This is a genomic window from Streptomyces glaucus (genome assembly GCF_039533365.1).
Classification (GTDB): Bacteria; Actinomycetota; Actinomycetes; order Streptomycetales; family Streptomycetaceae; genus Streptomyces; species Streptomyces glaucus.
In genome coordinates, this window is the sequence record NZ_BAAATK010000018.1 from 39,098 (window position 1) to 62,419 (window position 23,322).

At 71.5% G+C, this 23,322-nt stretch carries 30 protein-coding genes; 26 read left to right on the forward strand and 4 right to left on the reverse strand.

The genetic code is table 11. The features are described 5' to 3' along the window. The first annotated feature begins 72 nt into the window (after positions 1 to 72). From ABD363_RS15730 to ABD363_RS15790, 13 genes are all read left to right on the forward strand, one after another. A complete protein-coding gene (locus tag ABD363_RS15730) occupies positions 73 to 519 on the forward strand; it encodes a hypothetical protein (RefSeq protein ID WP_344603810.1) in 447 nt (148 codons plus the stop codon). Between the two features lie 81 nt (positions 520 to 600). Beyond that, on the forward strand, positions 601 to 1,128 hold the full coding sequence (locus tag ABD363_RS15735; RefSeq protein ID WP_344603811.1) for a hypothetical protein: 528 nt from the start codon (positions 601 to 603) through the stop codon (positions 1,126 to 1,128). Positions 1,129 to 1,224: 96 nt separating this feature from the next. Next, a complete protein-coding gene (locus ABD363_RS15740) occupies positions 1,225 to 1,749 on the forward strand; it encodes a hypothetical protein (protein WP_344603813.1) in 525 nt (174 codons plus the stop codon). Between the two features lie 108 nt (positions 1,750 to 1,857). Further along, positions 1,858 to 2,433, forward strand: coding sequence for a hypothetical protein (locus ABD363_RS15745; RefSeq protein ID WP_344603815.1), 576 nt, complete (start codon positions 1,858 to 1,860; stop codon positions 2,431 to 2,433). A gap of 89 nt (positions 2,434 to 2,522) precedes the next feature. Beyond that, the gene (locus ABD363_RS15750) at positions 2,523 to 2,918 is read left to right on the forward strand and encodes a Vir family protein (RefSeq protein ID WP_344603817.1); all 396 of its coding nucleotides are present in this window, start codon (positions 2,523 to 2,525) and stop codon (positions 2,916 to 2,918) included. A gap of 125 nt (positions 2,919 to 3,043) precedes the next feature. Then, the gene (locus tag ABD363_RS15755; RefSeq protein WP_344603819.1) at positions 3,044 to 3,871 is read left to right on the forward strand and encodes a hypothetical protein; all 828 of its coding nucleotides are present in this window, start codon (positions 3,044 to 3,046) and stop codon (positions 3,869 to 3,871) included. A 75-nt stretch (positions 3,872 to 3,946) separates the two neighbouring features. Beyond that, positions 3,947 to 4,801 (forward strand): hypothetical protein, encoded by an 855-nt coding sequence (locus tag ABD363_RS15760; RefSeq protein WP_344603821.1) that lies wholly within the window; start codon positions 3,947 to 3,949, stop codon positions 4,799 to 4,801. A 28-nt stretch (positions 4,802 to 4,829) separates the two neighbouring features. Further along, positions 4,830 to 5,357 (forward strand): hypothetical protein, encoded by a 528-nt coding sequence (locus ABD363_RS15765; protein WP_344603823.1) that lies wholly within the window; start codon positions 4,830 to 4,832, stop codon positions 5,355 to 5,357. 67 nt (positions 5,358 to 5,424) lie between these two features. Beyond that, complete coding sequence (locus ABD363_RS15770) at positions 5,425 to 5,808, forward strand: hypothetical protein (RefSeq protein ID WP_344603825.1); 384 nt, start codon at positions 5,425 to 5,427, stop codon at positions 5,806 to 5,808. A 36-nt stretch (positions 5,809 to 5,844) separates the two neighbouring features. Next, on the forward strand, positions 5,845 to 6,102 hold the full coding sequence (locus ABD363_RS15775; RefSeq protein WP_344603827.1) for a hypothetical protein: 258 nt from the start codon (positions 5,845 to 5,847) through the stop codon (positions 6,100 to 6,102). A gap of 160 nt (positions 6,103 to 6,262) precedes the next feature. After that, positions 6,263 to 7,591, forward strand: a complete 1,329-nt coding sequence (locus tag ABD363_RS15780) for a DNA cytosine methyltransferase (protein WP_344603829.1) — start codon at positions 6,263 to 6,265, stop codon at positions 7,589 to 7,591. Between the two features lie 128 nt (positions 7,592 to 7,719). After that, positions 7,720 to 8,043, forward strand: a complete 324-nt coding sequence (locus tag ABD363_RS15785; RefSeq protein WP_344603831.1) for a hypothetical protein — start codon at positions 7,720 to 7,722, stop codon at positions 8,041 to 8,043. A gap of 137 nt (positions 8,044 to 8,180) precedes the next feature. Continuing rightward, on the forward strand, positions 8,181 to 8,591 hold the full coding sequence (locus ABD363_RS15790; protein ID WP_344603833.1) for a hypothetical protein: 411 nt from the start codon (positions 8,181 to 8,183) through the stop codon (positions 8,589 to 8,591). 65 nt (positions 8,592 to 8,656) lie between these two features. Here the strand turns inward: ABD363_RS15790 and ABD363_RS15795 are convergent, their stop codons facing one another. Further along, complete coding sequence (locus tag ABD363_RS15795) at positions 8,657 to 8,872, reverse strand: hypothetical protein (protein ID WP_344603835.1); 216 nt, start codon at positions 8,870 to 8,872, stop codon at positions 8,657 to 8,659. 677 nt (positions 8,873 to 9,549) lie between these two features. On the opposite strand from ABD363_RS15795, the gene ABD363_RS15800 reads away from it, so the two are divergent. The 13 genes from ABD363_RS15800 to ABD363_RS15860 all read left to right on the forward strand — a co-directional run bounded on the left by ABD363_RS15800 (position 9,550) and on the right by ABD363_RS15860 (position 20,067). Beyond that, the gene (locus tag ABD363_RS15800) at positions 9,550 to 10,023 is read left to right on the forward strand and encodes a hypothetical protein (protein WP_344603837.1); all 474 of its coding nucleotides are present in this window, start codon (positions 9,550 to 9,552) and stop codon (positions 10,021 to 10,023) included. A gap of 281 nt (positions 10,024 to 10,304) precedes the next feature. Beyond that, entirely contained in the window at positions 10,305 to 10,655 is a 351-nt protein-coding gene (locus tag ABD363_RS15805; protein ID WP_344603839.1) for an HNH endonuclease, read from the forward strand. Further along, positions 10,652 to 11,086 (forward strand): hypothetical protein, encoded by a 435-nt coding sequence (locus ABD363_RS15810; protein WP_344603841.1) that lies wholly within the window; start codon positions 10,652 to 10,654, stop codon positions 11,084 to 11,086. Before ABD363_RS15805 ends, ABD363_RS15810 begins: the two co-directional genes overlap by 4 nt. After that, positions 11,083 to 11,214 (forward strand): hypothetical protein, encoded by a 132-nt coding sequence (locus ABD363_RS15815; RefSeq protein ID WP_344603843.1) that lies wholly within the window; start codon positions 11,083 to 11,085, stop codon positions 11,212 to 11,214. The genes ABD363_RS15810 and ABD363_RS15815 overlap by 4 nt, the downstream gene beginning before the upstream one ends. Next, on the forward strand, positions 11,214 to 11,798 hold the full coding sequence (locus tag ABD363_RS15820) for a hypothetical protein (protein WP_344603845.1): 585 nt from the start codon (positions 11,214 to 11,216) through the stop codon (positions 11,796 to 11,798). Before ABD363_RS15815 ends, ABD363_RS15820 begins: the two co-directional genes overlap by 1 nt. A gap of 366 nt (positions 11,799 to 12,164) precedes the next feature. Further along, positions 12,165 to 12,791, forward strand: coding sequence for a hypothetical protein (locus ABD363_RS15825; protein ID WP_344603847.1), 627 nt, complete (start codon positions 12,165 to 12,167; stop codon positions 12,789 to 12,791). 756 nt (positions 12,792 to 13,547) lie between these two features. After that, on the forward strand, positions 13,548 to 14,276 hold the full coding sequence (locus tag ABD363_RS15830; protein ID WP_344603849.1) for a hypothetical protein: 729 nt from the start codon (positions 13,548 to 13,550) through the stop codon (positions 14,274 to 14,276). A gap of 295 nt (positions 14,277 to 14,571) precedes the next feature. After that, positions 14,572 to 16,365 carry a hypothetical protein gene (locus tag ABD363_RS15835; RefSeq protein ID WP_344603851.1) on the forward strand — a complete coding sequence of 598 codons (1,794 nt, stop codon included), beginning with the start codon at positions 14,572 to 14,574 and terminating at the stop codon, positions 16,363 to 16,365. A gap of 50 nt (positions 16,366 to 16,415) precedes the next feature. Continuing rightward, a complete protein-coding gene (locus ABD363_RS15840) occupies positions 16,416 to 17,432 on the forward strand; it encodes a site-specific integrase (protein WP_344603853.1) in 1,017 nt (338 codons plus the stop codon). A gap of 40 nt (positions 17,433 to 17,472) precedes the next feature. After that, a complete protein-coding gene (locus ABD363_RS15845; protein WP_344603855.1) occupies positions 17,473 to 17,697 on the forward strand; it encodes a ribbon-helix-helix protein, CopG family in 225 nt (74 codons plus the stop codon). Positions 17,698 to 17,725: 28 nt separating this feature from the next. Continuing rightward, entirely contained in the window at positions 17,726 to 18,088 is a 363-nt protein-coding gene (locus tag ABD363_RS15850; protein ID WP_344603857.1) for a hypothetical protein, read from the forward strand. A gap of 2 nt (positions 18,089 to 18,090) precedes the next feature. After that, positions 18,091 to 18,474 (forward strand): hypothetical protein, encoded by a 384-nt coding sequence (locus ABD363_RS15855; RefSeq protein ID WP_344603859.1) that lies wholly within the window; start codon positions 18,091 to 18,093, stop codon positions 18,472 to 18,474. Positions 18,475 to 18,675: 201 nt separating this feature from the next. Further along, the gene (locus tag ABD363_RS15860) at positions 18,676 to 20,067 is read left to right on the forward strand and encodes a hypothetical protein (RefSeq protein ID WP_344603861.1); all 1,392 of its coding nucleotides are present in this window, start codon (positions 18,676 to 18,678) and stop codon (positions 20,065 to 20,067) included. Between the two features lie 49 nt (positions 20,068 to 20,116). Here ABD363_RS15860 and ABD363_RS15865 read toward each other — a convergent pair whose 3' ends face one another. The 3 genes from ABD363_RS15865 to ABD363_RS15875 form a co-directional block, all read right to left on the reverse strand. Continuing rightward, complete coding sequence (locus tag ABD363_RS15865) at positions 20,117 to 20,593, reverse strand: hypothetical protein (protein ID WP_344603863.1); 477 nt, start codon at positions 20,591 to 20,593, stop codon at positions 20,117 to 20,119. Between the two features lie 84 nt (positions 20,594 to 20,677). Continuing rightward, a complete protein-coding gene (locus ABD363_RS15870; protein ID WP_344603865.1) occupies positions 20,678 to 21,148 on the reverse strand; it encodes a hypothetical protein in 471 nt (156 codons plus the stop codon). Next, positions 21,130 to 23,058 carry an FtsK/SpoIIIE domain-containing protein gene (locus tag ABD363_RS15875; RefSeq protein ID WP_344603867.1) on the reverse strand — a complete coding sequence of 643 codons (1,929 nt, stop codon included), beginning with the start codon at positions 23,056 to 23,058 and terminating at the stop codon, positions 21,130 to 21,132. The genes ABD363_RS15870 and ABD363_RS15875 overlap by 19 nt, the downstream gene beginning before the upstream one ends. Positions 23,059 to 23,322: the final 264 nt, after the last annotated feature.

A 23,322-nucleotide genomic window follows, 5' to 3' on the forward strand; every position in this document is an offset into this window, starting at 1 on the left:
GATTCGTAAGGGTGTAGTATTCGAGGTGTTGGCGGAGAGCACCGCCGACGACCACGAACCGAGGAGCACCCGATGGCTTCTGCCCGCACCCACAAGGTGGACCCCCGCCGCGCCGTCCTCCGAGACCGCGCCCGCACCGCCCGCAAGATCCGCAACGCCGTTAAGGCCGTGAACGCCGGTCCCGCCGCCGCTTCCGACCACATGATGGCCGGTGGCGTCGCCCCGCTGATCGCGCACAACTACGCGGCCATCATCACGAAGAAGGCCAAGGCCGCCGGCCGCGTCCCGGGTGAGGGCACCACCGTGAAGAAGCGCAAGGGGAAGAAGGGCCTGACCATCCCCCGCACCGGCGACTTGGCCCGCAAGAAGCGCCACCGCGTCATCCCCGCCGCCCAGTGGACCCGCGAGGACATCCGCGCCGTCGCCCTCTCCGGCTTCCGCCCGAAGAACGAGCAGGTGGCCGACTTCCTCGCCGCGCTCGCCCTCGGTCGCCCGGCCGCCGCCCGCGCCGCCGCCTGACCTCCCCTGGCCGCCGGGGCGCGGCCCTCCCCCCGCCGCGCCCCGGCCCCCCCCCTTCACGCACCGGAGACGGAGACACTCATGAGCGCCACGCCCAGCCCGTACGCCGCCGCAGCCGAGCGCGCCCGGATCCTGGCCCAGATCGCCCGCGACCGCTTCGCCCCGCCGGAGACCCTCCGCGTCCTCGGCGACATCGCCCGGCACCTCGACGCCGCCGCTGACACGCTGGCCGCCTACAAGCCGAGCACCATCCCCGGACTCGCCGGCCACGATGTGCCGTCCGAAGCCTGGGAGGAACTGTTCATCGCCGACACGCTCGCTCTCGACCACCCGGCGACCCGCTTCCCCACGGACTTCACCGACTACGTGAAGCAGCCGATCACCGGCCGCCGCCTGCCGTTCCCCGACCCGCTCAACCCGCTTGCCGACTGGCTCGCCGAGCGGGAAACGGCCCTGCGGGACCGGCTGGAGCAGCTCCACGCCGACACCGCGCGGGCCGACGCCGACGCCGCCGGATGGCTCACGGACGTGTTCACCGCCTTGCGGGACTGGATGAAACTCGCCGGCGAGATCGCCGAGGACAACCGGCGCGCCTACCACCACCGTTGACCTGCACGGCCGGGCGGGCGTGTCACAGGACCCGCCCGCCCGGCGTTCCCCCCGGCGAGAGCACGCCGGGCCAACCACGAACCGGAGGAACACCCGATGCGTACCAACCTGCTGGCCGTGCACATCCACGCGCGCACCGGCGGGCAGCCGCAGGGCTGCACCTGCCCCCGCGCTGCGTGCGGCGGAGCCGAGCAGGGCCCCGGCGTCCCGTTCGCTGGCTGCCAGGCTCACGGCGCCATCACCACCCGGACCCACCGCGCGTTCGACTGCCCCGCCCTCCCCGCCGACGCGGACCTGTCCCGCCTCTACATCCTGGTCACGAAGTGGACCACCGGCGGGCCGGTCATGCTCCGCGCGTTCCCGTTCGACCGCGTCCTCCTGGCCGACCTGCGGGGCAGCTCCGCCCTGTGGGACGTCTCCGAGGGGGACACCGCAGAGGACGCCGTCCGAGCCTGGCAGGCCCGCGTCGACGAGATGCGCGCCGACGCCGCCCGGCACCAGGCCGCCCAGATCACCGCAGCCCAGGAACGCGCCCGCATCCGCCGGATGGCTGAGGACGCGCTCCGCAAATCCACTAGGCGCGCCGCCCGCCGCATGTACGCCGACCCCGGCGCCCAGTAGACCCCGCGCCCCCCTCGCCGGGCGGGCCGGCTGTCACAGGACCCGCCCGCCCGGCGTTCCCCCCGGCGAGAGCACGCCGGGCCAACCACGAACCGGAGGAACACCCCCGTGAACGACATCGCCCAAGACCCGGGTAACAGCACCTCTACGGCCCGCTGTGCCGAGCACGCCCGCCCCGCATGGGAGCTGTACGCCGCCACCCACGGCCGCGTCAGCATCGCCGACCTGATTTCCGATCTCCTGCACCTCGCCGACCGTGACAAGCAGGACGGAGACGCCGAGACCGTCCTTGCCCGCGCTCAGCGCGACTACTACGCCGAGCGCGGCAACTGCTCGCCCGCGCCGGGCACGGAGTACCGATTCAGCATCTCCGACATCGCGCGCGCAACTGCCCGCATCCTCGGCGACGGCTGGACGGCGGAGTCCGGATTCTGGGGCGTAACCGGCGTTGTGGCGCCTCCCCGCGCCACCACCGTCTTCGAGTTCACCACGGACTACCAGGGCGACCTGAGCATCACGTACGAGGCACACCCGCGCGACAACTTCCCCACGGCGCCCGCCCTGCCGGACGGCGTGAAGGCGTACGACGAGGGCGTCTACCTCGAAGGTGCCAGCGCCACCGACGGGCTCGACGCGCTTGCCCAGCGGTCCGCCGCCGTGATCCGCGCCATTACCGGGCGCTGAACCGCCGCGCCCCGGGGCCGGACGTACGAGCCGCCCCGGGGCGCGGCCCCCACCACCACCCACCGCAACACCCCGAAGGGACACCCGACATGAGCAGCGCGACCACCCTGCCCGACCTGGACACGCTCGACGACCACGAGCTGGCCAACCTGCACTCGGAGGCCGGGCGCATCCTCCGCGAGCGGATCGAGGCCGAGCTGCCGACCACCATCCGCGACTCCATCCGGGAAACGCTCGACGAGGACGACGACACCCGCACGCCGGTGCGCGCCGTGTTCACCACCACCAAGTGGGACAACGGCTACTTCTGGGACGAGTCCGGGGCCGAGGTCACGTTCTCCGACGGCAGCACCGACACCCTCGACCTCGACGACACCGAGGCGGACGAAGCCCTCATCGAGCACCAGTCGTACCTGGTCGACCCGCTCAACAGCTCCGACACCCTCACCGTCACCTTCGACCCGCCCAGCCTGCACGTGGGCTGAGGGCCGGCCCGCGCGCCCGGGGCCCGCACGCCCCGGGCGCGCGCGACGCAAGCACCACCCGCATGACCAGATCCCCCGGCCGGAGAGCACCGCGCCGGACCGACCACGAACCGGAGGAACACCTCGTGTCGACTCTCATTTCCCACGCCGAGACCGCCGCTCCGCTCGCCGCCCTGCTGCCCGCCCGCCGGGGCGTGCCCTGGACGGTCGAGCCCGCTCCCCAGCTCATCCGCGCGGGCGGCGCGATGTCCCGCCTCGTGCAGGGCAACCGTGCCCTGGACGTCGTCGAGCTGGGAGGCCGCGTCGAGGTCTACGCCGACCGGGACAGCATGGCCCCCGTCGCTCCGGACGTCGTCGTCACCGAGACCGGCCCGGACCCCGTCGCCGAGCTGTCCGCCCTGGTGCTGCGCATCGTCCTGCCCCGTATGGACCGGGAAGCCGCCCGCGCCACCCGCAGCGCCCACGGCCGTGACCAGGTCGTCATCGACACCACAGCCGACCTGAACGAGATCGGGTTCTCCCTGATCGACCACGGCGCGCACCTGGACGTCGTCGCCCACCCGGACGGGGTCGGTCTCACCTGGACGCTGGACAACGGCGCCGAGTGGGGGCTGTGGGCCATCACCAGCACCGGCAACCTGACCGTGTCCTACGAGGGGCCCGTCAGCGGCCTGTACGGGGTCCTGCCGGTCCTGCTGCCCGCCGCCGGGCCCGCCGGATCCGACGACGTCGGCAGCGGGTTCACGCGGCATCTGACGGACCGGTTCCCGCAGGTGCGGGCCGTGGACGCCCACAGTGTCGAGTTCGGCCACCACGACGACGTGAACGGGTACATCGCGCTGCCCGCGAGCGACGAGCCGGCCACCGGCGCCGACAGCTCCCGCCGGGTCGCCGCCCACTTCGCCAACGTCGGCGCCGACCTGCTGCTCAGCCTCGCTCCGCTCCTCATCTGATCCCCTCCCCGCGCCCGGCCGCACCCCCGGCACTCCCCCCTCGGGGGTGCGGCCCCCTCCTGGAAGGTTCCACGCATGACCGTGCCCGTCACCGCCCCGTCCCTCCCCGCCAGCCCGGCGCAGACCCTTGCCGAGCACGTCGCCGCGCTGCTGCCTGCCCGCGCCGGCGTGCCCTGGACCGTCGAGCCCTACGTGCCGTGGTGGACCGCCCGGCACCCCGCCGCCCGCCTGGTGCAGGGTGAGCGCGCCCTCGTCCTGGTCGCCCGCCCGTGGGAAACCGAGATCGGGTGGCAGCTCCCCGGCCGTGAGCCGTACCGGCCGGACCTCACGCTGCCCGTCCTGGCCCCTGCGAAGGTCGCCCGCGAGGTGCTGCGCCTGGTGCTGCCCGTCGTCGATGACGAGGCCGCCCATGCCCGCCAGGACGACGACCCGGCCCGCGCGCGTCTGGCGCTGCTCTACGAGATCGGCGCCGCGATGCGTGCCCAGGGCGCCGCCACGTACGAGCGCGGGGGACTGCTGCGGAACACGTCGACCGTCACCTGGTCCTCCAGCGGGCTGCGCTACTCGGCCACCCTGAACGGCACCAACCCCGTCGCCGATGTGCAGATCGAGGGCCCGGTGCGCGCCGTTGAACGGGCCGTGGCCCGCTTCCTGCCCGCCAAGCCGGCGGAGCCGAAGACGTGGCCCATGCGGGCCGTACGGGGACGGCTGCAGCGCCGCGTGGCCGCGTTCCTTGCGCAGTACGTGGACGTGGAGCAGACGGAGGGACAAGGCGGGATCACGTTCGGGTCCGGGAGCGGCCCGTACGGGTACGTCGCGCCCGCGCCGGACTCCGCCGCCCGAGTCCGGGACACCAGCCCGGCCTCTGTCGAGATCCACGGCGTCGGCGTCGACTTCCTGGTCTCCCTCGCCCCGCACCTTGCCCGCTAACCCACCTGATTCGGAAGGAACTTCTGCCGTGACCACCGCCCCCTCCCTGCCCTCGGTGTCCGTCCTGGACGACGCCCTGGCCGAGGCGCGCGCCGCCGCCCAGACCGTGCTGTCCCTGGTGTCCGCGACGCTGCACGCCCAGTTCCCCACTGCCGCGTACCTGGTCCTCACCCGCTCCCCGTACCTGTCCGAGTGCGACGAGCTGAGCCTGGACTCCGTCCGCGATGCCCACGGCGGCATCCTGCGGGACTTCGCGGACGGCCCGCGCGCGATGGAGCAACTCCCGGCCGTGCCGCAGGAGATCGCCGGCCTGTGGGGCACTGCCGACCCCCGCAACCCGCACGAGGTGCTTGAACTGCTGCAGCGTATCGAGGACACGGCCCCCCGCGACCTGCTGCTGTTCCTGCCGCCGGAGGTGATGCACGACGGGGAGGAAAACGCCGAGCGGACGCCCCTTGGGATCCCGCTCCGGTCGGCCAGCTGCCCGTTGCACGGCGCGCCGTGCGAGCCGGATGACCACATCGAGCCGCCCACCGTGCGCGGCGAAGCGCTCTGACCCTGCCCGCCGCGCCCGGGGCCCGCCCCGTCCCGGGCGCGTCCTTCCCTGAACCGGAGTCCTTCCTGTGCTGACCCCTGCCACGCCCGAACAGCTCGCCGCCCTGGACGCGCACCTGCGGCCCGGTCTGCCCGCGTCCATCGTCGCCGTCTTGGACACCGCCGAGGTGCACGCCGAGGCGCTCGCCGGGCGCCACACGACCGAGGCACTCGGCCGGTACTGCCGCACCGCGCTGCCGATGCTGCTGCGCCGGCTGCTGGCCGCCGAGTCCGACCTTGCCACCCTGCGGGCCGCGGTCGCCGAGCACGTCGCCGCCACCGACCAGGGCGACGAACCGACCCCCGGGGAGCTGCTCGCGGACCTCGTGCGCCGCGGTATCGACCTGCACGCCGACGTAGAGGCCGCCGCCGCGGTGCTTGAGGCGCAGGCGCACGCCGCCGCGTTCGGCTGATCGTCTCCCGTACCCACTGCCCGAAGGAGTCCACCCGTGCGTAACCGTCCTCGTCGCCGTCTGCGTCTGCGCTTCCTGTCGTGGCCGAACCCGCGGCTCGTCCTCACCGACACGCCGCGCCCTGGCTGCCCGCACTGCCGCGGGCAGGGCTGGTTCTGGTCCGGGCATCCCGGCGCGGAGGAGCCCGACATGTTCCCCTGCGACTGCTGGAACTACAGCGACGTGCAGACCCTGGTCCGCCTGCCCCGCTTCTGGGCGCGGCGCCAGGCCGTGAGCGATGAGCCGCCGTTCTGAGCCTGACGACAAGCACCGGAAACCCATACGAGAACGCGCACCCGACGGAAAAGGGTGCGCGTTTTCTGTGTTCAAGCGACGGCTGATTTGTATGGGTGTACTATTCGGGGTGTTGGTGGAGAGCAACCGCCGACACGGACCACGAAGAGAGGAACACCAGGTGCGGACTCTGCCCCCTGCGGTCGCAACCGCCGTTCACGTCGCCACTCTCGCCCGCAAAGCTGGCCGCCCGATCCCGCCGAAGGTGTACGCCGTCCTGGAAGCCGCCGCCAACCCGTGGCCCGCCGAATGGCTGCTCGCCCCGCTGCCGGGCGACCCGATCCGCGTGGTGGAGCTGTTCGCCGGGCCTGGCGGCTGGTCGGAGGGCATTGCCGCCGTCCTGGGCGTCAAAGTCGACGCCGTCGGCGTGGACATCTCCCCGGACGCCTGCGCCACCGCCCGCGCCGCCGGCCACCGCCGGATCTGCGCCGACGTCACCACCCTGGACCCCGAGCACATCGCCCTGCGCCACACCGGCGCCGTCATCATCAGCCCGCCGTGCCCCACGTTCTCCCCCGCGGGCAAGCTGTCCGGCCTGGAGGCCCAGAACATCGCCATCCTGTGCGAGGCCATCGGGTACGTCAGCGAGGCCGCCGGGACCATGCCCATCACCGACATCGACTGTGACGACCTGTACCCCGACCTGGACGAGTGCCCGATGTGCGCAGAGCACGGCTACCACGTCGGCTACCGCGAGCGGTCCGGCGCCACCTGGGACGAGGTGCGCGCGGAGGCCGCCGGGGTCACCGACCCGCGGATCGCGCTCATGCTCGAAGTCGTCATCTGGCCGATCGCCCTGCAGGCCGCCGGTGCGCCGATCCGCTGGATGGCCATGGAGCAGTCCAGCAACCTCCCCGAGGAGATCCTCGACGACCTGGCCGTGGAGTTCTACTCGTCCGAATGGAAGTACGCCAGCCGCGAGGTGCTGGAGGCAGCCGACTACGGCCTGCCGTCCCGCCGCAAGCGCGTCTACATGATCGCCACCCGCTGGTACAGCGGCGCGACGAGGACTGTCCGCATCCGGCCGCTCCCCGCCACGTCCATGGCGCAGGCCCTCGGCTGGGAGCCGGGGGAGCGCATCAACACCCGCGGCAACCGCCCCGTCGACCCGAAGACCGGCCGGGCCAAGGGCGGCAACACCTTCTCCGCCGACGGCCCGTCCTGGTGCCTCACCGGCAAGTCCCGCACCTGGAAGCGCGAGCGCGACGGCTACCGCCTCACCGCGGCCGAGGCCGGGCTGCTCGTCGGCTTCCGCCGCTCCTACCCGTGGCACGGAAGCCGCTCCAGCGCCTTCCAGCAGGCCGCCGACGTCGTCTCCCCGGTCATGGCCGCCGTCGTCCTCAGCGGCGTCCTGGGCGGCCTCGGCGAGGCCCTGGTGCGCGACTACCTCGCCCAGCTCTACGCCATGGACGACATGCTCACCACGGACGACTACGAGCTGGTCACGTAACCCCCGGTCGCGCCCGGCCCCCGCCAGGGGCCGGGCGCCGCTCCGGGACGTCCTGATTCACCAAGGAACGCCCCGGCTGTCAGTGCCATCCGCTACACCTGAACCACCACAATCGAGGGAGCGAAACCATGGCCAGCACCACCAGCATCAAGGCGTACGAGGACAACGCCGGAGGCGTCTACCTCACGCGGGGGGAAGGGGGCACCGTCTGGTTCTGTGGCCCGGTCACGGCCGACAGGGAGGGCCAGTTCGCCGACGACGCCCAGGCGTGGCACGAAGGCGACTGGGAGCCCGGCGAGGCTAACGGGCAGAGCCCGGCCGCCGACGTCTCCGACCTCGCCCACATCGCCACCTGGACCCCGGAGAACGGCGTGCAGATCGAGAGGAAGCCCGTCGGCGACGTGGTCGCCGGCGCGGGCGGGCAGGCGTACCTCGGGATCGACGAGGACTAAGCCCCGCCGCCCCCCCCGGCGGGGGCCGCCGCCGTTGCCCCGGGCATGACCGACCAGACCACGCGTTGGGCCGACGCTGCGATGTGCAACGAGCCGGAGCCGGAGCGCTGTCGGTCACTCGAACTAGGCTCCGAAGCATGAGCACCCCCACCCCCGAACCGGCCCCGTTCGACCCGCACGCCTTCCCCGCCGACCTGCTTGTCGCCCAGCGCACGGCCGCCGAGCTGTACGCCGCCCTCCACACGCTGCAGGCCCGCCTCCCCTGGTCCCGTGAGCCTCATGACGGCTGGCCGGAGGAGACGGAACGGGGCCGGGAGCACCCCGGACGGCCCGCGTCGCCCGGCTGGACGGAGGACGACGCCGCCGAGTACGATCGGCTGTTCGCGGCTCTCCGCGACGCCACCGCCGCCGTACAGGGCCATGGGTGGTGGGAGCGCTGCAAGGCGGAGGGGATCAAAGGCGCGGACCTGGTCGCCGCCCGCATGGCACTCAAGCATGCCCCCGGGGCCGTTCCCCTGGTCCGGGACGACGTCGACAACGCGGCCTGAGCCGCCGCGCCCCGGGCGCAGGGGGAGAGGGGCGGAGTCTCCGACCCTCTCCCCCTGCGGGGTGGTCACCGTCGACGGTAGACGCACTCCCGGGCGAACAGGACCGCCGCGGCCAGAGCGAGCAGAGCGCCCGCCGCCGGTCCGTCGGGGATGAGACCGGACAGGTGGGCCGCCTCGATCAGGGCGAGACCGAAGAGGCCCGCCGCGGCGCCCGACGGCTTGTGTACGCGGAACAGCTCCGGGTTCTCAGAACCTGTGATCTCGCGGTGCGCTGGCATCATGGGTGTACCTCCGTGGTGTTGGATTCGAACGGTTCTGCGCCGGCGCGGAGGAGACAGGAGGCCGCCCCCCGGCAGGGGCGGCCTTCTTCCGTACCGACGGCCACGTTCTAGTGAAGCGCAGGTCAGAGGGGCCGTGTGACGGCCAAGTTCGCTTATCGAGGCCGCCTCGGGTAGGGGTTGGCAAAGTGCTCTGTCGCGCGCTGGCGAAGGGGCCTGACCTGGGAGAATGCCCTGAAAGCAGCGCCTTGTTTTACCGGGTCACGGTGAATGGCGTATGGAACGCGATCTGCGCGGCGGGTGACCTGCAGTGATGCGCACGGGGACGCTTGCCTCTTTGTGGAGTGGCGATGATGCCTTTAGATGCCTTAGTCACCGCGAGAAAGTGTGACGCATGTCATATCTGTGGGTGCTGTCGTGGTGGTCGTGACTCCCGCCAAGGGGTGACAGCCCGGCACCGGCGACGTCAGCGCAGGCACCACCGGCTGAGGACGGCACGGCCGGCGAGTCGGAGGAGCTGTTCGAGTCGTGCGACCAGGTGGCGAAGCCCGCAGCCAGCTGACCGACCACGCCAAGAGCGGACGTAAGTATTCCGCTCTGTGCAGGGTGCCCCTCCTTGCCCGCGGTGCGTCCTGCGGCCGCAACTCCGCGGCCCCGCCCCGCAGGCGGAAGGGAGCAATGTGCAGCCGCACGTCAAGGAAGCGCTCAGGGACTGGACCGACGCGTGGGACAAGCACCAGCGGACCGCGCAAGCCGCGTTCATCGCGGCGTTCCCCGCCCTGACCCACGCCGCCAGGTGCCAGTGCTTTGGCCCCACCCTGTGCTGGAAGACGCCCGGCGAAGGCTCGGGGAAGGTGTGCCTCGACGACCACGGGCGCGCCACGATCGAGTTCGAGCACGTCCCCAAGGCCGCGGTCGGCCACGCGATGAAGGAGACGTGGGGCGCCGACTGGTTCGACGAGGGTCCCGGCGGGTTCGCCGAGGCGGAGCCAGGCAGTTACCACTACGACGACGAGCAGACCTACGCGGAGTACGCGTTCGACGTCCACGACGACGGCACCGTCACCTTCGGGATCTCCTACGTGAAGATCGACGACATCGTGACGATCCTCGACGAGCTCGAGCAGGCGCTCGCCGAGCAGCGCGCCGCGTGATCCGCGAGGTGAGGTGACGTGGTGCCCCAGGCCCGTATCGCGTCACCTCACCTTCGGTACATCACTATGCGGCCAGCCATCCATGCCGCGGCCGCAGTGACGAGGACAGCCGGAGTGGCGATCAGCGCAGCTATGACTTCGGACTCCATGCGCGCGGAGTTTGCCAGGCCGCGACACAAGCCGCAGCCGTCGCCCACTCTCCCCGCCTCGCCCCGGCGCGCACCCGATCAGGGCCGTGAACACTGCGGCCCGGCGCCCGGGGCAGGTGAGGAGACCGTGCTGTGGCACGACGACGGACCGGCCCGACCGACGTGGTGAGGGCGATCGTCTACGAGCGGGACGGCGGCGCCTGCGTGCGCTGCGGCGCCCGGGAGGGCCTGACCATCCACCACCGCGTGAACCGCGGGATGGGCGGCGCCCGGGAGGAGTGGATCAACCAGGCGCACAACCTGCTCCTGGTGTGCACCGTCTGCAATGGCTGGTTCGAGGACAACCCCAGGGCGTCGTACGGGGCCGGGTGGAAGGTCCGCCGGCCGCAGCTCCCCAGCGAGGTTCTGGTGACGTACGCCGACGGCCGCGAGTACCAGCTCACCCCCGACGGTGCTCGCGCCCTGATGGCGGTGACCCGATGACCGCCCCCGGCCGCACCCGCGTGTTCCCGCTGACCGCCCGATTCCATCTCGTCGGGTGGCGCAGCAAGTACCGCCTGCGCGCGAAGGTCATCCGCGCAGACGTCGACGGCCGCGAAAAAATCCTCGGCTTCGCTGCGACGGTCCTCGGCTACACCGTCGGCCTCGGCATCTTCCCCGAACCGTGCGGCACCACGTCCGGCTGGTTCCGCGACTTCGGCCACCGGTTCGGCCGGTACACGATCGGTGGCTGGCGAACCGTCCGGCGCGTGCCGGTGTCGACCGGCTGGGCGTTCGGCGGCAACGGCAGCCGTATCGGCTGCTACGCCACGGTCGCCTCTCGCACGCTGATGTTCGCCAAGTTCGCCACCCGCGCCCAGGTGCGCGCGCATCGGGAACACCACGGCGACCTGCACGGGAAGGCCGGCCGATGAGGCGCCGCAAGCGCGCCCGCCGCGCCCATGCCAGCACACCGCAGCGGTCCGGGGCCGGGTGGATCGCCGATCTCTTCGAGGACCTGGTCGACGGGCTCCTCGACTTTCTCACCTCGTGGAGGCCGTGATGCGCCGTCGGCAACGTCAGTGCCCCGTCTGGTCCTGCTTCTTCTTCACCCTGCAGTGCCAGCGGCTCGCCGGGCACCAGGGCGCGCACGCCGCCTCTGGGAGCGAGCGGCATGAGCGGCACTGGGCATGGACCGACGAGGACCCGCACACCATCGATCACCTGCCCGGCACGGTGCGGTTCCCCCGGCCGGGCCCGTCCCGTGTGGGGAAGGCGGCCCGGTTCCTGGGCGAGTGGACCGCGAACGCCCTGATCGCCGCCCTGCTGTGGCAGTGGGTATCGCTGGGCTCCGCCCTCGTGTACCTCGTCGTGCAGGTGCTGCTGTCCGCGCAGCGGTCGCACTTCGTCGACTTCGGCCGGTTCACCGTCGGCGTGTGGCCGGCGAGCCCCAACGTGCCACCCGCGATCTTCGCCATCTCCTGGTTGTGGCACGGGCAGGGACGGAACGCGAAGAGGGCCGGTCTCGAGGTCGTTCTGGGCCGCGTATCCGTGGGGGCGCACGCGCTCGCCCCGCGGAAGGAGTGGGCCGCCAGCAAGAGGGAACGGGCCGCACTCCGCGCCGCACAGAAGGGGCACCGCCGGTGAGCCCCCGTGTCACGCTGCAGCGCCGCCTCCGGCGCCCTCGAGGGCTGCGCCTGGGTCCGTTCCTGCTGTGGGTCCTGCGGATCCCGGGCGGGCCGACTCTTGGGGCCGGCCGGATCGCCACCACTGACACGCCCGGCAACCCAGCTCCCGGACAGAGCGTCGTACGGGATGCCCACGGGAAAGTGGTGGTGGTCGCCGGCGTCGCGTTCGCGGTGCTCCGCAGCAGGTCAGTGCCCCTCCCGGCCCGGCACACCTGACACCGGTATTTACTCGGGTGTACCATTCCCGTTGATGCGGCGGCATGGGGTTGCCCCAGTCGCCGCTACGGCGCACAACCGCGCCACAGCGAAATGGAGAACAGCCGTTATGCCCAAGGCTGGAGTCAAGTACGGGCCGCGCATCAAGGGCCCGGACTACGAGCAGATCGCCAAGGAGGCCGAGACCGTGGCCCTCACGGCTCTTGGTCTTCGCCCCGAGCGGCCCGAGGACCTGATCGTCAGCGCCCGTCCGGACGACCTGGTCGTGAAGGCCGCGGAAGCCGTCCGCCAGGCTGACGCCGAGATCGCCCTCTATCAGGGGGAGCGGGACCGCGCGCTGGCACACCTGTGGTTCTACGAGCAGCGTCTCGGACTGGCCAAAACTGTCGGTCTGTCCCCGATGGGGTACCGGCGGAACCTCGCCGCGACCGTGTTCGGCGACAAGACGCACCCGCTGCCGGACGCCGAGACGAACGAGGACCTCATCCGGTTCGCGGAAGAGGCAGGCGTCGAGCGCGTCCAGGACGCCGAGACCAAGCTCCTCGAGGCGGCCCCGATCGTGCACGCGGCACGGGCCCGCCGTGAAGTTGCCGTACGCGTCATGCAGGCGGCCGTGCTCGCCCTGTCGCAGCCGCCCTACGAGTGGAGCCCGGAGCAGATCGCCGAGCACGCCGGCGTCAGCCGGACTCTGGCGTACCAGCACCGGACGGCCGCCCGTAAGAGGTACGGCCTGTAGAGCAACACCCCGCACCGCACCGGTCCCGGCATTGTCGGGGCCGGTTTCTTCTTGCCCTGCCCCTGGTCACACCGGGGACCGATTCCTGGTCCCCGGTCACCGGGGACCGGTTTTCGGTCGCCGGTGAATCGGTCGCCGGGTAACCGGGTTCCGGGAGGCTGGTCCCCTTTAGTAACAAGATCAAGCACCACCATTAAGTAGGTTCCGATGCCTTCGCTTCGCTCAGGCATCGGCGCGAGTCGGGGGTCGCTACTGTCCGTTCCCGGCCTATGTGAATAGCTGGACGACATGCGACCAGCAGCCGGTCAGTTCTGCCGGGACGGTCGGGCCCCGAATCGTCCCGGCAGAACTGCGCAGAACACTTGGTGGGCAAATGTGATGGGGTCGGGGTGGTCAGAAGGCCAGCCATCGCCCCAGGGCCACCGCGCCAACAATGATCGGCGAGAAGATCCCAAGCAGATTGACGGTCCTCATCAAAGGACCGTCGCCCCTGCGCCTACGTACGTGAGTCATGTGATCTGCTCCCTCTGGACTTGGCTGCTGTAGTCGGAGCCATCGACAGCATTCCACCTCCAGAACGTGCAGACATAGGTGCTTCTTTGTGCTCTCCCAGGGGACCGGTCAGTCCTTCGATCAGGACGAGTGGGACTCGGTCACTTCTGCTGGGAACGGACAGCTACAGCGCGAGCGCCACCAGCCGCGGCAGCAGCTGGGGGAGGGGTGTCACAGAATCCGGCCCCTGGCGTTCCCCCCAGCATGACGACGCGAACCACACCTCCGCGCACCACGCTCCCGCCCCACCTGACCCGGCACTTCTACGAGACCCGCCGGGCCTTCCTGCGGCAGGTCACCGGCGAGGAGTCCACCCCATGGTTCGCGCTCACCGCGCTGGAGCGCGCCGTCGTCGAGTCGGAGATGACTCTGTTCCGGGAGGCGATACGGCGGGCTGAGGAGGAGCAGGACCTCCTTGCCAGCCTCGACGCCGCTGCCGGCACGGCCCCGGCCGCCGAGGACACCGACGAGGAGGAAGACGCCAGCGATGAGAACGCCCCGGAGGACTGCAGCTGTCCCGGCTGCTCCGCCGTCGCCGCGTTCATCGCGCTCCTCGAGCAGACGGGCAAGAAGCTGGAGGCCTCGGTGCGGCCGTCGGCGACGAACCCGAACGGCTTCCCGTTCAGCGTCGGCGAGGTCACCAGCGTGGTCTTCGAGCCGGCCGGTACCGTCCCGCCCCTCCCCGAGGACACCGAGCGGCTGCGCCAGCTCGCCAAGGACGCCATCGACGAGTGGGTGGCTGCGGGCAAGCCCCTCGAGGCCGTCACGGACCCGGCCGCGCTCGGCAACGCCATCTGGACGATCGACATCACCCCGGCCTGGCTCACCGTCCCCACCGGCCTGGACGACGACCCGGCGCAGCGCCAGCACGAGGAACGCACGCTCCGGTACTTCCGTCAGGGCTGGCTGCGGCCCTTCCCGCCGAAGGTGTAACAGATTCGGGAACCCCGACGTACTACAGGGTGCGGCTGGCTCTCTCGCCCTGAAATCCCCCCGGGGAAAGACGAGCCAGCCACGCACCCCCCAAGAGCCGGGGTGACGGTCCTGCTCCACCTCCCCGGAGAGGACCTCACCCCGGCACCGACTTCCGGCACGGGCGCCACCCCTGACAGGCAGGGCGTGCAGTTCGTCATTGCAGTGCCGGAACCTCGCGGTCTGGCCGGCGGCCTGGGCATGGGCCCCGGCCAGGCCGCGACACTAGACCCCAGCGCGCTGCACCTTCCCCGGCATGTCCCGCACGCAGCCCCCGCCCCCACGCCGCGTGGCCCCCTCACGTCAGGAGCTGCAGCGCGCCCGCCGGCCCGGCGTGAAATCCCGCGACGCCGCCAACGTCGCCGACATCCTGCTCCGCGCCCCCGTCGCCGCGCGCCGCCGCGCCTTCAAGCAGGAGATCACCGCCCGCGAGCGGCCGTACGTCATGCGGGAGGTCGAGCGCGTCACCGGCTCCCTGTACGGCCTGTGGCGGGACACCCCCTCGGGGTTCGTCGAGGACGTTCTCGGCGAGTCCATATGGAGCCTGCAGCGTGACGTCCTGGACGCGATCGTCACCCACAAACGCGTCGCCGTCCCGGCCGGCTTCGGAGTCGGCAAGACCCACCTCGCCGCGCGCGCCGCCGTCTGGTTCGTCAACGTCTACCCGGTCGGCACCGCGCTGTGCATCACCACCGCGACCCGCTTCCGGCAGGTTCAGCGGCAGCTCTGGCCCCACATCCGCAAGGTGGTGCCCCGGGCCGGACTGCCCGGCTACTGCGACACCGTCCAGTACAAGATGCCCACCCCGCAGGGGCACGACTTCGTCGCCGCGTACGGCTTCTCGGCCCCCGCGAACGACGAGGCCGCCATGCAGGGCATCCACATGGCCCACATCCTGCTGATCGTCGACGAGGCCGGCGGTATCGCCCCGGCGATCGGGCACGGCACGAACAACCTCCTCACCGGCGGACACGCCGCGATGCTCGCCATCGGCAACCCCGCCATGGACGACCCCGCGTCCTGGTTCGAGGAGCTGTGCCTGGAAGGCGAGGACCCGGACGAGCCGACCACCGTCACCATCCCGATCTCTTCCCTCACCTCCCCCGCGATCACAGGGGAACGGGTGCCGTACTGCACCGACTGCCCGCCCAACCCGAACGACCTGCACACCCTCGCCCGGCACATGCCAGACCAGGACTGGGTGGACCGCACCATCCGCGCGTACGGTCCCGATCACCCGTACGTCATCGCCAAGGTGTACGCCCGCTTCCCGAAGGGCGGCGGCGGCCTCGTCATCCCGCCCACCTGGATCGAGGACGCCGTCAACGCCGAAGACCCCACCGGGCCCGGCTGGTACCGCCTGTGCGATCTCGGGCTCGAGGGGGAGACCGCCACGCACACCGTCCGCGAAGGCGCCTGGGTCCGGCTCGGCGTCGACGTCGCGGCCGACGGCGGCGACGAGTTCGCCATCGCCCGCTCCGTCGGCGACGTCATCGAGAACCGGCACGCCTCCGCCGGCGCCGCCAATGACAACCAGGTCAAGGTCGCCAAGAAGGTCCTCGAGGAGATCCACGCCGCGCAGCGCCTGGCCGACGCCCTCAAGTCCCCGCACCCCGTCCGCGTCAAGGTCGACAAGAACGGCATCGGTCACGGAGTCGTGTCCATGCTCGAGACCTGGGGGCAGAACGGCGAGCACCGGGCGCAGATCGTCGGTGTGATGGTGTCCGAGAATCCCTCCCAGGACGACCCGGGCGCCGTCATGCGGCCCTACCGCAAGCGAGACGAGATGTGGCTCGCCACCCGCAGCCTCCTGCAGCCGGACCCGTCCACCGGCCGCGGCCGGTTGCGCTACCGCATCGACAAGAAGTCCGCGGCTCAGCTCTCCACGCCGAAGCTCCTATCGAACGCCGGCGGGTACTCCGTCGTCGAGTCCAAGAAGCAGATGAAGGGCCGCGGCATGAAGTCCCCCGACCGGGCCGAGGCGATCCTCCTGGCCCCCTACGAGCCGGAGCCGATCAACCCGCCGCGCCGCCGCGGCCTGCTCAACTAGGCCGGGCATCGTGCAGCCGCAGGGGCGGGAAGAAGGCACACTCTTACGTCATGAGTTCGCCCGCCCGCCCCCTCGACGACAGCAGCGTCCGCCCCGCGCCGGCGGCCCGGCTCGTCGCCGTCCCCTCGACCGCGCCCGCCCTGCGGGAGCTCGAGCGAGTCCTGGACGCGTTCCGCACGGTCAACGGCACCGCCAAGGACGTCGTGTCGGACGCTCGCCTGCAACAGCTCGAGTGGGTCGCCAACGAGCTCGCCCTGGCGCTCCCCCTGGGCCTGACCGAGACAGCCGGCGACTCCCTCGCCGAGCTCCTCGCCCCGGACGCCGTCCACGCATACCTGCTCTACGGCCGCGGCGGATACCTGCGCACCGCGCCCACAGTGTCCACCGACCCCACCAGCCACGACACCACCGAGCGGATCCGGATCTTCTGCCTCGAGCGCATCGCCGAACAGGCGCAGATCCCGTTCGAGATGCCCGACCTGCCCCCGTGGAAGCTGCGGCCCACCGTCTCCCCGAACATGGCCGACCTCATCACCGACCACTTGGAGGAAGAGGCCAGGCAGTGGCCCGAGGCTGACCGGCCCGACGCCGTCGTCCGCGGCCTGGCCATGTGGGCAGTGATGCGGGACGTCCTGCCACGCCTGGGCGAGCTCGAATCCATGCTCGTCGACGACCTGACCCTGGAGGGAGAGACCCCCCACGCGCTCACCCTGATCCGCAAGCCCCAGGGCGGACTGCGCGGGAAGATGCCCCAGCCCGAGACCATCCCCCTCAGCCGCGACACCGGGCGCCGCCTTCAGGAGTGGCTCCCCCGCCGCACCGAGCTGATCACCCGCCTGCAGGGTGGCGTGCCCCGGCATCTGTGGCTGTCGACCCCGCCTCACCCCGACGCCGGCGTCCCGATCCGCCGCCGCGGCATCAGCAAGTGGTACAAGAAGGTCGCCGACGCCGTGCAGATCAAGCAGGACGCCGCCGGCGTGCCGGAGGAGGACCTGGTCCCCACCCGCTGGGAGACGATGCGCCGCACCCTCCTCGCGCAGCAGCAGGCCACCGGGAGCGCCTCGTGAAGGCCCCTGACGGCCCCCAGGACGCTGGTACCGTCCCCGCATGGACACCGCGCACGCCCAGGCCCTCACAGTCGCTCTGACGGCCCCCGAGCTGGACCAGGTGCAGCACGCTGCGGCCGCCGCCGGCCAGAGCATCGACGAGTTCGTGCGCACCGCGGTCCTCGAGGCCGCGTATGACCCGTTCCTCGTCGCGCTCGATCAGGCCGCCGACACCATCGCCGCCCGCGCCCAGGCTGACCGGATTCAGCACGACTACGCCCGCTGAGTCCTGTCAGCCCCGTACGCTGCCGGTCATGGCCGAATTGACCACCCTCGCCGACGCCTACGACCTCGAGCGCGTCCGCACAACACCTGCCGCCGGCCTGGACGCCATGGCGCAGGTAGCCGCCTACGAGGAGCGGAAGCGGACGCACCCAGACCGGTCCCACTGGTCGCTCGTCGACCAGAACGACCCGGGCGACGACGGCCCAACCGAGGTTTTGGACGGCGACCTCGACCGCTGGAAGCGCATCAAGAGCGGCCCCGACCGCGGCATGTGGCGCATGGTCGGCTTCTCGTCCTCCAGGCACGAGGCCCGCGCCGGCGAACCCCAGACGTGGCAGCAGCTCGCCTATCACTACGCCCCGCTCACCGAAGCCACCGCGGAGGACCGCTGACCATGAGTGACATCAACGGTTTCCTCGGCTCTCGCATCCTTGCGGTGGCGCAGGCCCGGAAGAACCTACAGGCCGCGGCCGCCCAGGTCGTTGAGATGGCCCGTGACGTCAAGGACTTCGGGCCGATGGGCACGGACGAGCTGCCCGCGGCCATCGCCGCGTTGGAGTCCTCCAAGTACGTCGACGAGGACGACGCTGGCGCGCGCTGGGTCTCCCGCGCATTCACCGCGACACCGGCCGACCTGATCAAGACGGGCGCGGCCGGGCTCGTCTTCGGTGGGGCCGTGTTCATGCTGCGCTCGGCCCTAGCAGACGTGGATGAGACGATCGCCGCTCTCGGCCCGGCGCCGGGCCCTGCCGACCCTGGCGGCGCTTTCTCCGCCTGAAATCTTCTGATCTTCCGATGGTGTAACCCTCAACATCGTGGGCACACGCACACCAGTTGCCACCTCAGCGGCCTCCCCCCTGCCGCAGCGTGGCAGGCCGCGTCAGCCGGACGCCCCCCTCCGGCTGGCGCGGCCTTCAAGCGCTCAGGCCCTCTCCGCATGTGGCTCCGAACTGTCGGTCCCTCTCGCTACGGTGGCCGTGTGACAGGCCAAATCTTCCTTGCCACCCGCGCGACCGTCGACAACTGGCGCCACCTGGCCGCCGTTGCGCGCGCCTACCACCGCAACCCCTACCTGGAGGCCGAGCGGTTCGCGCGCACCCTTCACCGCATCGCCCGTGGGGGCGACCCCAACCTGGGCGGCACGGGCGTCGAGGTGGCACTGTTCGGCGCCACGCAGATCACGGAACTCATCGAGCAGGACGGCCACCACTGGGACGAACTACTCGACCACTTCCCGGACCTCGACACCCTCGACCCCGACGTCCGGCGGGCTCTCGGCGCCCTGCGTGATGGCAGGACGGACGTCTTCGAGTACCTGGCGAAGTCCTTCGACCGGCTGAACAGCGGGAGACTGTCCAAGCTGCTGGGCACGCTGAGCGGCATCGCCTCCATGATCGACCCGGACGGCACCCGCAAGACGCTCGTTTTCGACGGCACCAAGGCCGCGCCCTGGTCGGTCAACCCGAAGAAGATCCCGGAATGGCGAAGCCAGCTCGTCGCCCGACTCATGGCCGACGAGACCCCGGAGAACACCGCCAGGGAGCTCCCAGGCGAGGAACTGCAGGCGATGTTCCCCGGAACCGATCCGCTCGAGGCCGCGTGGCTGCTGTGTGGCCAGGAAGCCGACCGGTTGAGTCACGCCAAGCTGTTCTACGCGGACGCCGACACCAGCGCCGTAGCGACCCGGAAGGCATCCCAGCCCCGCAAGGCGCCGCTCAGCGAACTCCGCGTGCCCAGCCCGTACGGCATGATCGTCTTTGAGACCCCCATCGACTGGTCTCCGGGATTCGCCCCTCTGGTCGCGGCGTCCTGGGGGCGAGAGGAGCAAGGCGGCCGCGTCCACTGGTGGATGACCCATTACGTCCACACGGCTGGCGCACCGCCGCTCTCCGCTCACGGGTTCGCCCGGGTCGCCGAGGGGGACGTGTTCGCTGATGACGAGACATACTCCAAGGACGAGGGCGCAGCGCTTGCCGTCCGCGCGGTCGTCGCCTGCTGGGACGTGATCACCCAGGCTCGCGTGGGCAAGGCCATCACCGATGTCGCCGAGGAGCGACGCCAGCCCAAGAGGCTGCGCAACGACCGCCGCCGCGGCGTCGTCGACGACGGCACAGTCCGCGTGGTCACCGTCCGCGGCCGGCGTCCGTCGACCCTCACGTCCCGGCGCCCCGGCGATACGGGCGCTCCGTCCCGACGGTACGACCGCGGCCGCTGGTGGGTCACCGAGCACACGCGCAGCCAGTGCATGAACCCTGCGCTGCACCAGGCCAACGGCTGCACACACGAGGACATCACGATCCTCGAGCACCCCAAGGGCCCGGCTGACAAGCCGTTCCTCAACACCGTGCACCTGATCCAGGGCGCCGGCTGACCGCAGCGCGAGGGCCCCGGGACTGCAGTCTCCGGGGCCCTTGGCGTGCTTACTGGACGGGGTGCGCGTCCAGCCAGTCGGACAGGTCGTGTGCGGACCCGAAGACCTCGTCCCGGTTCGACAGTTTCTCTGCCATCTCCAGGTCGGCGACCGGGACGCCCTGGTCCTCGCCCACCGCGATGCCTTCCTCCATGGTGTCGATCAGCGCGTACGCCTCCGACCAGAACTCAGGCCCCGTGCCCTCGTGGGCGTTCGCAGCCTTCCGTAGCGTGCGCGCGGACTCCATGAGCGTCTGCATCTGCTCCCAGCACGTCCCCGACGCCTGTTCAAGGCATCCGCCGTCAGTGTCGAACGTCGTCACCGCGGTCTGGAACGTGGCCGCCGCCTCCGTCACGGTCACCGTTTTCGGCTTCGCGGCCGGCTTCGCGGCGCCCCCGTCGTCCGAGCTGCTGCAGCCGCTCACGGTTGCCACGGCCGCGGCCAGGATCAGAGCGCCGGCCGTCTTCCCCCACTTGTGTCTCCCCATGACGCGGGATCATCGCACGCTCCGCCGACAGGCACACGTCAAGGGCCCCGGCCGGCTGGCCGGGGCCCTGCGATCCGTAACGGCTCACACGCGTGTGGAGGACCTGCCCCACAACCGGTTGTGGTTCGTGATGTGGACCGTCTTCCCGCTCCCTGACGGGGACATCTTCCAGGCGAGCAGCAGCAGCGCAATCGCCACGGCCGCGCTGCCCACGCCCGTCATGGCGCTGACGAGCTGGCTGGCCCCGGCGAGGAACTCCCCGGCGCCCCAGCCCGCGACCCCGGCCCCGACGCCGCCTCCGAGCATCCGCGCGGCGAGCGGGTCGATGAGCGGCTGCGGGCTCAGGTCCCGCGGCGGCGTCGGCAGGGTCGGCTGCAACGCCGAACGGCGCACCGCGACGGACCGGTTCGGATCGTAGGGGTCCTGGACCAGGACGATCGGGTCGTGCTCGTCGTACAGCTCGACGGGGCCCGCGGCCGGGGCCTGGACGCCCACGGCCGGGGGACGGGTGCCCTTGGGCTGGATGCCCGTCGGGATCACAGGCTCGTACGGCATGCGGTGCTCTCCTCGTCGGTGACGGACGCTTCGGGGGTGGGGGCGTGCCGGGCCGCGGTGAGGACGTAGACGACGGCCCGGTCGCGCTTGCCGTCCTCCTGCACCCAGCCGGCGGTGATCCACTGGGCCAGCCAGGGGGCGATGGACGTGTGGTGGTTGCAGATCCCGCGGCGGACCGCCTCGGGCTTCGTCAGCCCCTGCGGCCCGGCCTGCTGCAGCGCCTCCCACAGCGGCTGTCGGTTCTCGGGGATACGGGAGCCGTCCGGGAACGTCGGCACGGCACGCAGCCGCGGCCGCTCCCCGCCCCCGCCGCCGGGCCCGCCGGAGGGAGGTGTCGGCGGTTCCGGATCCGGATCGGGGTCCGGCTCGGGCTGCGGGTGCGGCCGCGCCTCCCCGCCCTCGTCGTCACCGGCCGGCGCGTGCTCCAGCGACGTCGCGAGGATCTGCTCCTCGTCGATCCAGTAGCAGCGGCCCTCGCGCGGCTCGGTGTACCGCTCGGACGAGACCATCGTCTTGCCGGGCAGGTCCAGCTCGTCCAGGCGCCATCCCTGCCCGTACGCCCCGGTCCCCATGATCATGTTGATGGGGGTCGGCTCGTTCACCGGCAGACCGATGCGGGTGCCGAACTGCTGCCGGGTGTCGGTGCCCTTCCCGCCGAACGCCTGCTCGCTCGGCGACTGGGTCGCCGCGATGATGCGGATGCCCATCGCACGGGACACCTGCATTAGCGTCATCAGCTCGGCCGCGACGTCGGGCGCCTGGCGCAGCAGCTCGGCGAGCTCGTCGATGATCAGGACGATGTACTTGCCGTGCTCCCGGGTCCACTTCTTGACCCGCTCGCCCTTCGGGCCGCGCAGCGTGGCCAGGTACTTGCCGCGCCGCGTCATTTCGCCCTTGAGCCAGATCAGGACCTGGCGGGCGGTGTCCGGGTCGTCGGCGAGCGCGACCATGTTCTGCTGCCACGGGCCCAGCTCGAGCGCGCCAGGCTTCATGTCGATGCCCGCCAGGGCGACATCGTCACAGGCCACCAGGTTCGCGGCCAGGACGTTGACGGCCCCGGACTTGCCCTTGTTCGTGCCGCCGGCGATCAGGACGTGCCCGTCGACGAGGTCGATCAGGATCTCGGTGCCGTCGGGGTAGATCCCGACCGGGATGGGCTGCTCGATCGAGGAGACACGCACCCCCGGCCAGGGGATGCCGGGCCCGGCGAGCGGGTCAGTGGTCTGCAGACGCACGATGAGCTGGTTGGCCTGCGCGCCTTCGGTCAGGCGCAGCCGGCCGGGCAGGTTCAGGTTCGCCTGGAGCTGCTGCCGCTTGGCGATAACGGCCTGGGCGGAGGTGTTCTTGCCCGGAGGGAGCGTCACCGTGGCCCACCAGCCGGTGTCCGTGAACACGATGCGGGAGACGTCGACCGCGGGCACGCCCAGGGCCACCAGCGCGCGGCGCAGCGCGGTCTCCTCCTCGGTATCGCCCGTGACGCCCGGCTGGCCGACGTTGACGCCCATACCGTCGGGCAGGGGCGCGGTCTTCGCGGCCTTGATCTGCAGGGCGATCCGGTCGTGCCGGGCCTTGACCAGCCAGGGCACGTACACCGCGTACGAGGAGATCGTGACGACGCCGCCGGCGATGAGCGACGGGACGGACGGGCCGGTGACGGCGCCGATCGTGGCGTTGATCAGGGTGCCCGCGGACGCGACGCCCAGGGACGTGGCGACGGTGCTCTTGAACTTGAGGCCGCCCCAGACCAAGCCGCCGGTCGCGGCGATCCCCAGGCCGTACCCGGCGTACGCCGCCGGGTCGACACCGACGCCGTGGTGCAGCCACCCCAGGCACGTCATGCCGAAGGACGTGGCGGCCGGCGCGAGCTCGTAGCGCAGGCGTCCGCACCAGCGGCACACGGCCTCAGCCATCCGCCGGGTGCGGCCGTGGGGCGAGGTCTTCTCTACGGGAGAGGTGACGTGATCAGACGGGTCTCGAGGGATGAACACGTCACGTCACCTCGCCAGGAGGGACGCGGACAGGCGGACAAGGGCTACGGTGCGCGGGGGCATCGGGGTGTTCCTTCACTTCGTGGTTCCGGCGGTTGCTCTCCGCCGGGAGGTGGCCATGACGCCAGTGTTCGGTTATCGCGGTGCGGGCCGGGCGGCCCAGCAGGAGTCTACGGGGCGGCGGAG